Raw genomic sequence first — 12,980 nt, 5'->3', positions numbered from 1 at the left:
TTCGTTAATACATCATTTAAAAGGGTCGAATAATATTCGACCCTTTTTTATGCGCTAGGGAAAAGTACTTGAGGCAATAAGTCAGACACCGAGGCCATCTTTCCTTCTGCCTCTAACTGGTTCCAATAGCGTTTGGTTTCTAAAACCTCTTCCTTTATTGAAAGAAAGCAGTCGACCAATACGGGATCAAAGTGCTGGCCTGAACCTCGTTTAAGATGATCAAAAGCATCATCGTCAGCCCACGCTTTTTTATAAGGCCTTTTCATTGTAAGGGCGTCGAAAACATCGGCGATAGCTACGATACGTGCACTTTCAGGTATCGCCTCTTCCCTTAATCCTCTTGGATAGCCTGTGCCATCCCACTTTTCGTGATGACATAAAGCAATCTCGGCTGCGAGGTTAAAGAGCGGGGTATCACATTGAGACAGTATTCTGTGCCCTATTTCAGCATGAGAGCGCATAACCTCCATTTCGCTCAATGACAATCGCCGAGGTGCTTTTAATATTGCGTCTGCAATACCTATTTTGCCTGTGTCATGCATTGGAGCAGCTTGCGCGAGCAGGCACGCTTTTTCGAAAGGCCAACCGTGAGCCAGAGCAAGACACTGGCTGTAAGCTGCCATCCGCCAAATATGATGACCGGTATCGGTATCATTGTAATGACCAGCGGCAGCTAGCATGCTGATTGCGCTTTGTTGGCTTTTACTTAGTTCCTTAGTACGCGCCGCTACAAGGTTTTCAGCCGTCCGCATTTGATGGGCTAAACTAATGTGGGTTTTAACGCGAGCGAGGGTGATACTCGGTGATACGGGTTTGGTTATGTAGTCTACTGCACCTAGTTTGAAACCTTTTTCTTCGTCCTCTCCTTGAGTTAAGGCTGTAACAAAAATAACGGGTATATGGCTAAGCGCCTCGTTAGCTTTGAGCTTTTTACATACCTCAAAACCGTCCATACCGGGCATCATTATATCTAACAATATAAGGTCGGGAGTAAACTGCTGGGTAATCTTAAGTGCTATTGTTCCCGAAGGCGCAACCTTTACATCATAGTAAGGGCCTAAAATGCCTAATAGAATATCGATATTTGCGGGCTCATCATCAACCACTAATATGCTAAATCTATGTGCTTCATTACGTTGATTATTCATCGGTAATATCGCCTATAAGTTGCGTAATAACCGCTTGAGCACTTTCGAAATCGTAAATGGTAGCAAGCTGTTTCAATCGGTTAATTTTATGTGCATAGACCGAGTCGCTGTAATTGGCTGCCAATGCATTGATGTATTCAACCGCTTTCGCGTCATAAGATTGAAGCGCCTGCTCAACGTTGCGTAGGGTCGATAGCATGGAGGATTTATCTAAGTTAGTACCGCTTTGATGGATATTGTCGGTGTCGTTTTTATCGATAGTGTGAGCAATTAGGCGTAGCGTTGCATCTAGCTGAAACGATAAGTTTGTTACGTGTCTTGCATTAACAGCTTCATTTCTCTCTTGTGCTTCTATAAGAGGAAGCAGGCTTTGCTCAAGCGTTGTGGCGCCAATAAGCTGAGCATCTTCAAGCAGAGAGGTTAACAATTTCGACGTGTTCGCCTGTGTATGAAAAATATCGAGCAAGTCAGACATAACACCACGCTGACTGTAGGTTTTATAAAACGTTAGCAGCGACGAGATAAACTGGCTCATTTCGTCTGGAGGGGTTATTTCAATGTAACCTGAATGTATGTGAATATCGATGGTATGAACGATTTCATCCGCGGTAGCGGGCTTAACCAAGTGCTGACACATACCGGCGGTAAGCGCGCTTTCAGAAGCCTCCTGAGACTCATCGGCACTAAGCGCAATAATTGGCGTATACCAGTCTGTTTTCTGGGTAAGTTGTTCTGCAACTTCATAGCCCGATATGCCGGGTAAGTAGCAATCCAAGAGTATAGCGTCAAATTTGCTCATTTCGCATAACGCAAGTGCCTGCTCACCTGATGAAGCAACAGCAACATTAATACCTAGATCAGAAAGTATTTGCTGACTAATCTCTACACTAATTGCGTCGTCATCTACCACAAGCACATGTTTGTTTAAAAGGCGTCTGGTTCGCCATTTTCGACTTTCAAGGCCTTCTAGTGTCCGCTTACTGAGTGATAGTTGAGCTGGAGATAGTGTTGAAATAAGTTCTGTGTCGGTAAACGGAAGCTCAATGATATTTATATTTTGAACAAGGGCACTTCCCATTCGCTTTTGCACGTCTTGCTTGTTGAGGGGACTGATTAATGTAGTAAGGTTTAACGACTGATATTCACCAAACTGCATGTGTTTAATGAAGCTATTCCAGCTTTGCTCGTCATCCGGTAAAAAAGCGATAGTTTGAGAGGCTTTACTCGGCAATAGCCCTTCAACTTGGTCGATTATTTGGCAGCGAATGTTATGTCTGTTCAATGTCGCCGCAAGTATTTCGCATCCTTGGCTCACGCTTTCGTGTGTTTGAATGCACAGTACATTGTCGGGAACCGATACGGGAAGTTGAGGGCCTGTACCAGGGCCTTCATCAGAACAGACAGGCAATGCAAAGGAAAAACAGCTTCCCTTGTCTACCTCGCTTTCCAAGGTTAAGTCACCACCCATCAGTTCAACCAGACGCTTACATATCGCAAGGCCAAGGCCGGTTCCCCCATACTCTCTGGAAATGGACGCATCAGCCTGAACAAAGGCTTTGAAAAGTTTTGATTTTACTTGCTCACTGATACCCATACCGGTATCGGAAACACTGAATGCTAATTGATTTTCGCGCTTTTCAACCGTCAGTATTACGTGGCCGCTGGCGGTAAATTTTATAGCATTACTTAAAAGGTTGAGCAGTACTTGGTATATCTTTTCGCTGTCGCCACGGCATTGCAAATTAGTATGGCACCGAATATCAAAAAGCAACTGAAGCTGTTTTTGTTGCGCCTTTACTTGAAAGACTTGAGCGAGTTTATCGATGGTTTTTGTTAAGGTGAAGGGCTCATCAACTATCTCTATTTTATCTGCTTCCACTTTAGAAAAATCGAGAATGCTATTCATCAGGTCTAACAATGCTGTAGAGCTACGCTGCACTTTTTCTAAATATTGCTGACGTTGCTCATTGTCGGTGGATTCTAGGGCAAGGTGAGTGAGGCCGATAATGGCGTTCATCGGTGTTCTTATTTCATGGCTCATTGTGGCAAGGAAGTCGCTTTTTGCCTTGTTAGCACTTTGGGCTTCGTCATAAGCCTTTTGGAGTTTTTGTTCAATGGCTTTTTGGCCGCTTATGTCGTTGAATACGCCCACGTGTCCATCGGGCTTTCCTTCTTTATCGAGCAGAGGAACCGCAACAATAGATATGGGAAAAAGGCGGCCCCGTTTATCGGTGAAGAAGTCTTCATAAGACGTGTAAGACTGACCGCTTCGGATAGTGAGGTTAACTGGACATTGCTCTCTAGGAAGGAGAGTTCCATCCCCTTTTTGATAATGGACCGTGTCGTGGAAACGTCGGCCTTGTAATTCGTCAAGCGACCACCCTAATAATCGCGAGGCAGCGGGATTGAGAAACTGTGTCGTACCTTCACCGTTTACGGCATACACACCCTCGCCGATACTATCAGTGATACTTCGATAGAACGCGCGCCCTTCGGAAAGTCTCGTCTCTAATCGCTTTTGTTCTGATATATCGGTGGCAATAGCAATTAGGTGGTCTACCCGCGGCGGTGACTTAATGACGGGAACCAGAGTGGCAAATACGTACCAAGGTTCGCCCAACTTAGTCAGACTATGTACTTCGCCTTGCCAGGTTTGGCCTTGAGATAGCGAAACAAAAATATCTGATTTTTCCTGCTCGGACATATTGGTAATATCGAATGCGGAGATATTTTCCCCAATTATCTCGTCAATTGAAAAACCAGATAGTTGGCTGCACTTGTCATTAGCGCTTAGAATTTTACCGTTTACGTCCATTGTCGCAACAATGCCGTGTTTATCCATGGCCTGCCGCTGTAAAAGCTGCGCGCTCATGTGAACTCTCCTACAACAATGTTGAATTGCAGGACAGAACGACGGCTAGTTTTGACAGACAATGTCATAAATTGCATATGTGCAACAAAAGTGAATGGGGTATAGATAAGTTATAGTCTGTACCGCGCTTATTTCCAATGAAATCAGATTATCCTTTGGTAGCAATAACCTGATTTTTCAATGGAAAACGCGTAAAACTAGGTATTAAGCACCGCGCTGAATGTGCGGCGCAAGTGGGGGAGTCATTAGGCCGAACGAAGCTCTCTACGTAGAATTTTTCCGACGGTAGATTTTGGTAGCTCGTCAAGTATCGTGATCGACTTAGGGATCTTGTAATTTGTGAGGTGCTGTTTACAAAAATCAATGACGTCTTGTGTCGATACATCGCTTGAAACAGTAATAAATGCACACACTCGCTCACCGGTTTTTTCATCGGGTTTACCCACAACTGCGGCTTCCATCACGCTAGGGTGAGTTGTGAGTACATCTTCAATCTCGTTTGGATAGACATTAAAGCCAGAGACAATAATCATATCTTTCAAACGATCTACAATTTTAATTGCCCCAGATTCGGTGCGAATGCCAATGTCCCCGGTTTTAAAGAAGCCATCTTGGGTCATGACTTTGGCAGTTTCGTCGTCTCGGTTCCAATAACCCAGCATAACCTGAGGTCCGCGAACTGCAATTTGCCCCGACTCACCATCGGCCACCGGCTTATCATGGCTATCCAGTAACGCAACTTCAGTGCCTTCTAGTTCGTGCCCCACTGTGCCAATCTCTTCTTTACCTGGAATGTTAAAAGATACAACTGGCGCAGTTTCTGATAGCCGATAGCCCTCGGTGATGGTGTTCCCGGTTACGTCTCGCCAAATAGATACTGCGGCTTGAGTAAGTGCGGTGCCGCCAGACATTGTGAGGTGTAATTTAGAAAAGTCTAACTTTGCAAATTCAGGGTGTCTCCCAAGACCAACAAACAAGGTGTTGATCCCCATGAATGCTGAAATTTTATGGGGCTTGAGTGTTTGAATGAAACCGTCGATATCCCGTGGATTGGGTATAAGAATTATCTGAGTACCTTTGGCAAAGAGCGCCATCATTCCAACCGTAAATGCATAAATATGATAAAGCGGTAATGGGCATACCAATACTTCTTCACCATCTTTGAAGCCCTCACCAATACGGTCGAGCATTTGGATGCAGTTAGCTAAAACGTTTTTATTACTTAAGGCTGCGCCCTTCGATACCCCAGTAGTACCACCGGTGTATTGCAACATGGCAAGTTCATCTAGAGCAATAGAAGGACGTTCAAATGCAGGCAGTGTATTGCCTAGCTCCACTGCTTGTGTGAATGAAACCGTACCATCGAGATTTGGTGCAGTGTTAGGGTCTAAAAGCTCTGTTGCCGATGTGGTGATAACGGTTTCGATACTAGTATCATCTTTTATGCTAGTGAATTTGGGGAGCAAATCACCCAGAATAACCAGAGCTTTCGCGCCACTATCAGTGAACTGGTGCTTCATCTCGCGTTCGGTATAAAGCGGGTTTGTATTTACTACAACAAGGCCTGCGCGTAAGGCAGCATAAACAACAATAGGGTTTTGAATTAAATTAGGAAGTTGTATGGCGACTTTGGTACCAGGAGACAATTTAGCTTCGTGAACAAAGTAGCGGGCTAACGCTGATGACTTACGGTCTATCTCGGCAAATGTAAGTGTTTGTCCAAGCGCCGTATACGCTGGCCTGTCGGCAAATTTTTGCAAAACGCTTTCAATATAATCGGCTAAGCAGGTCACGTTATCAGGATAAGTTATCATGTTGCTTGTTCCTAGTAGGGCAAAGTAAGTAGGGTGTTTATGCCTTACAGTAGCAAACTTAACTTTTCATTTACATCAGGGTTGGGTTATTTAGTATTATAATTTTTAGTTATCAATTGTTTGTAGAACTATTACTTAAGTAACTATATAGCCCACCAGCACAGATGCCTGCCATGCATTGTGCGGCAAGTCCTAAGGTAGTGCGAGCGCCTGCAATTAGGGTCACATTCAATATGGGCTGCATGGCAGTGAGCATTAATAAGAACGACAGGCCTCCCGCTATTGTGAAAAGAATAAATCGGGTACGGTTGGAAGAGCCACTAGCATTTTGATTAAGACGTTTAACGATGAAATGTGTCGCCAAGAACGCCAACAATAAGGTAACAGCAATAATCACGCCGTAAGTAGGAAAAAGGCCTAGTGCATCTTGCCATATCATGAAAAACCAATCGCTTGGATTCATATCAACATCAATTCGAATGAGTCCGATTAAAACGGCACACGAGTGAAACGTACTTGCTAGTAGAAAGCCGACGGCCCATGATGGTAAAAAATGGAAAATAGTGCGTCGTATTAGGTTGTTCATTTTTGTAGTCCAAGATTTGTCGCACAGTGCATTAGAACAAAACTCAACAGGCCTCAAATGGTTTGAGCGTGGCAATAGGGTATACCATAGTATGTTAAGTAAAAGAGGACAATCACAATGAAGTCATGGCGTACGATGATCAGTTTACTGGCTTTTTCTTTATTGGGAGCTGCTTTGGCTCCTGCTTTTGCCGTAACTACTGCCTCTGAACTCACTCAAAAGCACGCATCTAATACTGAGCAACGTGAAGCAGGTAGCTCAAATCTAACGGCCTATGAAAATTTTGACCAGCATGTCATGACAGAAGATATCGCTACCTCACTGGCGTTTCCCAAGGCCTTAACGACGGTTATCGATAAGGCTCAGGCAAACACCCATATATTGATAGTAACGCGAGATGGTGAGCTGGTAATTATTGACAATAAGGGGGAAAGTGCGCGGTTTTCTTTAATGCTCGATGACTTGTACACCAAAGGGCAAGGAGGCGTACTCGATCTTCTTATACCCTCGCAATTCCCTGAAGACAGAACCGTGTTGCTGAGTTATTCCAAGGGGAACGATAGTGCAAACCGTCTTGCCATAGTAAAAGGACAGCTTTCCCTTACTTCTGGCATTACTAACATTCAGCCAGTGTTAGCACTGGCACAAGCCAAAGACACGCCTGTGCACTACGGTGGGAAACTGCTTCAACTAGAGGGCAGTGCTTTACACACAAAACAGGGCTTTTTGGTTACGACAGGAGATGGCTTTGATTATCGCGAGCAAGCGCAAGTTATCAGTTCACAACTAGGAAAAGTGCTAGGGTTCACAATAGACGGCAAGCCGTTGGCCAACCCTCCTTTTCCTGATAACCCCTTTATTTTTAGTATTGGACACCGCAATCCCCAAGGACTTGTAGAGGGGAGTGATGGCAACCTGTTTTTGCATGAGCACGGCCCAGATGGCGGTGATGAAGTAAACCTTCTACAACAAGGCGCAAATTATGGTTGGCCAGTTGTTACACTAGGCAAAGACTATTCCGGCGCTAGAATTTCGCCTTTTTCGACCTATCCGGGTATGACTGGCCCCATTGTAGACTGGACACCTTCTATAGCGCCATCCTCCATGATCTACTATTCCCATGGGCGTTTCCCGATGCTAGCTAATACGTTACTTGTTACCAGCTTGAAAGCCAAAGCTTTGTATGCAGTTAGAGCCGTATCGAACGAATATATCTCTACAAAAATTTTTGAGGGACCTGGGGAACGGCTGCGGGATATTGCGCTTGATCATCAAGGTAACCTGCTTCTTTTGACCGATGGTGAAAATGGAAGAGTGATCGAAGTATCGCCAAGAGGAAATTAGGCACAGAAAACATTAATAAATGAAATTTTGTTTCAAAATTGATGGTAATTTGTACTGGTAGCACCATAAATAAAATGAATGTCTGTCATAAGTGCAACACTATTATTTATCTTTATTGGTCAAACCATTCAAGCTAAATATCGTCATTGATTTCAAATGGCTTGCTTCTAACTACATGAAATTATTGGTTTAATTTTGCTTTTAATTAAAATTCGTTTTTCTAGTAAAAATGTAAGTGCTTTAACACAACGACAGTTTAGGCGGGTGAATACCTAACTGTTTACTTTCAGTCATTACGTAACCGCTAAAAATCGGTTAAAATATCCCTCATTTTTATATGCGTATAGCTAAGACCGACTTAACACTACGCCCAAGTAAAACTAAGACCGAGAGAACTATATGAGTTTGTATTCAGAATATCTGGCAGAGATCGAAACCCGTAAAACGGAACTAGGTCTTAACCCTAAGCCAATCGACAGTGCAGATCTGCTGTCTGAAATTATTGCTCAAATTAAAGATACAACAAACGAGCATCGCGAAGACTCTCTAAAATTCTTTATCTATAACACGCTTCCAGGTACTACACCTGCGGCGGGTGTTAAAGCACAATTCCTAAAAGAAATTGTACTTGGCGAAGAAAAAGTAGAAGAAATTACCCCTGAGTTTGCGCTTGAACTACTTTCACACATGAAAGGTGGTCCGTCTGTAGAAGTACTACTAGACCTAGCACTTTCTGATGACGAAGCGGTTGCTAAGCCTGCGGCAGAAGTATTGAAGACTCAAGTTTATCTATACGAAGCTGACACTGAGCGTCTTGAAAATGCATTCAAAGCTGGCAATGCTATTGCTAAAGACGTACTAGAAAGCTACGCAAAAGCTGAATTCTTTACCAAGCTTCCTGATGTTCCAGAGAAAATTGAAGTTGTGACTTACATCGCCGCTGAAGGTGATATCTCAACTGACCTTCTTTCTCCAGGTAACCAAGCGCACTCACGTGCCGACCGTGAACTTCACGGCCAGTGCATGATCTCTCCTGAAGCGCAGCAAGAAATTGTTGAACTTGGTAAGAAGCACCCGAATGCTAAAGTGATGCTTATCGCTGAAAAAGGCACAATGGGTGTAGGTTCATCTCGTATGTCTGGTGTGAACAACGTTGCACTATGGGCAGGTGAGCCAACAAGCCCTTACATTCCATTTGTAAACAAAGCGCCAATTGTCGCTGGTACTAACGGTATTGCGCCAATCTTCCTTACTACTGTTGACGTAACCGGTGGTATTGGTCTTGACCTTAAGAACTGGGTTAAGAAAACTGATGAAAACGGTGAAATCGTTCGCGATGCAAACGGTGACCCAGTACTTGAAGAAGCGTACTCAGTAGCAACTGGTACTGTACTAACTATCGATACTAAGGCGAAGAAGCTTTACAACGGTTCAGAAGAACTTGCTGACGTATCTGCATCATTTACTCCTCAAAAAATGGAGTTCATGAAAGCCGGTGGTTCTTACGCAGTTGTATTCGGTAAGCAGCTACAGTCTTTCGCAGCACGTACTCTAGGTACAAAAGCGCCAGCCGTATATGCAGCGTCGAAAGAAGTGTCTCACGAAGGCCAAGGCCTAACAGCGGTTGAAAAAATCTTTAACCGTAATGCAGTTGGCGTAAATTCAGATGCTCCGCTTCATGCTGGTTCTGACGTACGCGTTAAAGTAAACATTGTAGGTTCGCAGGATACGACTGGCCCAATGACGTGCCAAGAGCTTGAGTCAATGGCCGCTTCAACGATTTCTCCTGTTGTAGATGGTGCTTACCAGTCTGGTTGTCACACGGCATCAGTATGGGACAAAAAAGCACAAGCTAACATTCCTAAGCTTATGTCGTTCATGAACAACTTTGGTGTAATCACTGCACGTGATCCTAAAGGCGTTTACCATGCAATGACTGACGTTATTCACAAAGTGCTTAACGACATTACAGTAGACGATCGTGCCATTATCATCGGTGGTGACTCGCACACGCGTATGTCTAAAGGTGTAGCATTCGGTGCCGACTCAGGTACGGTAGCACTAGCACTTGCAACGGGTGAAGCGGCAATGCCAATCCCTGAGTCTGTGAAAGTTACTTTTAAAGGTAGCATGAAAGAGCACATGGACTTCCGTGACGTGGTTCACGCGACTCAAGCGCAAATGCTTAAGCAATTCTCTGGCGAGAACGTGTTCCAAGGTCGTGTAATTGAAGTTCAAATCGGTACTCTATTGGCTGACCAAGCATTCACATTCACTGACTGGTCTGCAGAAATGAAGGCGAAAGCATCAATCTGTATCTCAAATGACGAGACAATGATTGCGTCGCTTGAACTTGCTAAGAGCCGTATCCAAATCATGATCGACAAGGGCATGGACAACGAAGCGAACATGCTTCAAGGCCTAATTGACCTAGCTGATAAGCGTATTGCTGAAATCAAGTCTGGTGAAGAGCCAGCGCTTGCGCCAGATGACAACGCGAAGTACTACGCAGAGGTGGTTATCGATCTAGATCAAATCGACGAGCCAATGATTGCTGACCCAGACGTAAACAACGAAGACGTATCTAAGCGTTATACCCACGACGTTATCCGTCCAGTTTCTTACTATGATGGTAAGCCAGTAGACCTAGGTTTCGTTGGTTCTTGTATGGTGCACAAAGGCGACATGCAAATCATCGCACAAATGCTGCGTAACCTAGAAAAGCTTAACGGTTCTGTTGAATTCAAAGCTCCACTAGTTGTAGCTCCACCTACATATAACATCGTTGACGAGCTAAAAGCGGAAGGCGATTGGGACGTTCTAGCGAAATATGCAGGCTTCCAGTTCGATGATGCTAAGCCTAAAGAAGCGGCGCGTACTAAGTACGACAACATTCTTTACCTAGAGCGTCCTGGATGTAACCTGTGTATGGGTAACCAAGAAAAGGCTGAGCCAGGCGATACAGTTATCGCGACATCTACACGTCTTTTCCAAGGTCGTGTTGTAGCTGACTCTGCTGAGAAGAAAGGTGAATCACTACTAGGCTCTACGCCGCTAGTAGTACTTTCAACGGTTCTTGGTCGTTTCCCAACGACAGAAGAGTACAAGCAAGCAGTTGCAGGCATTGACCTAACTAAGTTTGCTCCACCTTCTGAAGACTTGGCAGTTAAGCCTAAGTTCGAAGCAGATGTAGCCGTTAAGCGCGTATAAGTACTTAACGCTTTCAAGCGCATTTAAAAGCCCCAACCTCGGTTGGGGCTTTTTTGTACCCAAATAATGGGGTCAGAGTACATTAGTACGGTAATAGAGCTAGCGGTAAACAGCTAGAAAAGTACTCTGACCCCATTATTTTTATGCAGAGTTGTTGTTTGGTACTTATACTGAGTTATTAGTCATTTAATAATACTTAGAAACCCTAATGCCAAAGCAGTACTCTAAAAAGCCTGAATCATTTGGCGAAGTCACATCGGCCTTGCAAAAAGCTGGCTTCAAAATTCTGCTGGTTTTTTCTCTACTCATCTTAGCGGTAATCGTCATAGCCCAACCCCAAAATGTGTATGTGGCAGTATTTTTCGGCCTGTCTTGGTGTGCAATTTCGATAGCGGGAATTATCTTTTCTAACTACAAAGAACCTTTGGCGAAATTGTGGGCAATACTCACCATTCCCGTCGCGCCTTACCTTGTAATAAGCAATGGGCTCATGCCCGCAACCTTAGTTCCAATTGCTACTATTTTTCCCATTTTACTGCTTTCTAATGGTTGGCGAATAAGTGCAATGGTAGTACTCGCATGCTGTACTTTTCTTGTGCCGTTTTACGAAGGGGATTATGACAAGGGCCTTTGGCTAAGGCTTTGTGTGACCAACCTTGTTGTGTCCCTTCTTATCTATGCTCTAGCGAGCCAATTAGAGAAAGCCCTTGTTGAGAGTAAAAACAAAACTCTTGAGCTAAACAGGGCGCTTGCAAGCGAAAAGCAAGCGTCGGCTGCACAATCACGATTCCTCGCCACTATGTCACACGAGATTCGCACGCCATTAAACGGTATTTTGGGATTGACCGATGTAGTGCTTTCTCATGATATTTCGGAAAGTGCACGGCCTAACCTCGAGAAGATTCAGCGTTCAGGACTCTCGCTAAACCGTATTTTGAACGACATATTAGATCTGTCCAAACTGAATGCGGGAAAACTTGCGCTGGAGATCATTCCCTTTGACCTAAAAATAACTGCCAAAGATTGCGTGGCGTTTTATGCACAATTGGCGCAGAACAAAGGTATTTCACTGAGAATAGAAGTAGATAAAACATTAAATACTTGTGTTGTAGGGGACGCAACGCGCCTTTCTCAAGTGTTAAACAACCTAGTGAGCAACGCGATAAAGTTTACGCATCAGGGCAGTGTCACTTTAGGGCTATCGAAAGGTGAAGCGTCAAAGACCCATCAATTTGTCAGATTTTCAGTTAAGGATACGGGGGATGGGATTGATGCTTCTGAACAAGAACGCGTATTCGATGCATTTACACAAGCCAACAGCAGCATTAATCGAATGCACGGGGGAACGGGACTTGGTTTACAGATAGTAAAAAGCTTGGTTGAAGCTATGGGCGGCACGGTTTATCTGAAAAGCGCGGTAGGTCAGGGGAGTGAATTTTATTTCGAGCTACCGTTTGACATTGCAGATAGTGTAATTGGCGCTAAAGAACAGGAAAGCACACCGTCGTTCTCAAACCTTACTGTTTTGGTGGCAGAAGATAACGACATTAACCAGGTCGTAGCAAAATCATTGTTAGAAGACACAGGGTTGAAAGTTGCGCTTGCTAATAACGGTAAAGAAGCAGTAGAGATTGCACTAAAGCAGTATTTCGACCTTATATTGATGGACTTACACATGCCTGAAATGAACGGCTCTGAAGCCGCTTTAGCGTTGCGAAAAGCTAACATCACTATTCCTATTATCGCGTTCACTGCTGCGGTGGTTGCCGAAGAAATAGATAAAGCGTTAGCATCCGGGATGAATGGATATCTCACAAAACCAGTCAATAAAACGGAACTACACGCTGTGCTAACTAAATATTTGGGCGGAGAAATGTCTACAGAAAGTTCCTGTATTGCTAAAGGTGAATATACGGAGTAATGTGGCCATGAAAGTGTCACTAATCCGAATAAACCCCCTGTTATACAATAGATAAAAATAAAAGTTCGCTTGGCCCAATCAAGTA

The 12,980-nt window shown here is 44.1% G+C and carries 7 protein-coding genes; 3 read left to right on the top strand and 4 right to left on the bottom strand.

Going from position 1 to position 12,980, the window contains the following annotated elements; genetic code table 11:
- Nucleotides 1–47: 47 nt before the first annotated feature.
- The 4 genes from BZA03_RS08240 to BZA03_RS08225 all read right to left on the bottom strand — a co-directional run bounded on the left by BZA03_RS08240 (nt 48) and on the right by BZA03_RS08225 (nt 6,420).
- Nucleotides 48–1,148 carry a two-component system response regulator gene (locus BZA03_RS08240; RefSeq protein ID WP_039224527.1) on the bottom strand — a complete coding sequence of 367 codons (1,101 nt, stop codon included), beginning with the start codon at nt 1,146–1,148 and terminating at the stop codon, nt 48–50.
- On the bottom strand, nt 1,141–4,020 hold the full coding sequence (locus tag BZA03_RS08235) for a PAS domain-containing hybrid sensor histidine kinase/response regulator (RefSeq protein ID WP_110288493.1): 2,880 nt from the start codon (nt 4,018–4,020) through the stop codon (nt 1,141–1,143). The genes BZA03_RS08240 and BZA03_RS08235 overlap by 8 nt, the downstream gene beginning before the upstream one ends.
- 245 nt (nt 4,021–4,265) lie before the next feature.
- Nucleotides 4,266–5,834 (bottom strand): AMP-binding protein, encoded by a 1,569-nt coding sequence (locus tag BZA03_RS08230; protein WP_110288492.1) that lies wholly within the window; start codon nt 5,832–5,834, stop codon nt 4,266–4,268.
- Between the two features lie 112 nt (nt 5,835–5,946).
- A complete protein-coding gene (locus tag BZA03_RS08225) occupies nt 5,947–6,420 on the bottom strand; it encodes a hypothetical protein (RefSeq protein WP_258364610.1) in 474 nt (157 codons plus the stop codon).
- Nucleotides 6,421–6,537: 117 nt separating this feature from the next.
- On the opposite strand from BZA03_RS08225, the gene BZA03_RS08220 reads away from it, so the two are divergent.
- The 3 genes from BZA03_RS08220 (at nt 6,538) to BZA03_RS08210 (ending at nt 12,895) form a co-directional block, all read left to right on the top strand.
- Complete coding sequence (locus BZA03_RS08220; RefSeq protein WP_110288491.1) at nt 6,538–7,764, top strand: PQQ-dependent sugar dehydrogenase; 1,227 nt, start codon at nt 6,538–6,540, stop codon at nt 7,762–7,764.
- A gap of 399 nt (nt 7,765–8,163) precedes the next feature.
- Nucleotides 8,164–10,974 (top strand): bifunctional aconitate hydratase 2/2-methylisocitrate dehydratase, encoded by a 2,811-nt coding sequence (locus BZA03_RS08215; protein ID WP_014948296.1) that lies wholly within the window; start codon nt 8,164–8,166, stop codon nt 10,972–10,974.
- Nucleotides 10,975–11,182: 208 nt separating this feature from the next.
- On the top strand, nt 11,183–12,895 hold the full coding sequence (locus tag BZA03_RS08210) for an ATP-binding protein (RefSeq protein WP_110288490.1): 1,713 nt from the start codon (nt 11,183–11,185) through the stop codon (nt 12,893–12,895).
- Nucleotides 12,896–12,980 lie beyond the last annotated feature (85 nt).

Source organism: Alteromonas sp. I10 (genome assembly GCF_003201515.1).
Classification (GTDB): Bacteria; Pseudomonadota; Gammaproteobacteria; order Enterobacterales; family Alteromonadaceae; genus Alteromonas; species Alteromonas macleodii.
This window is presented reverse-complemented; position numbering and strand designations above follow the sequence as displayed.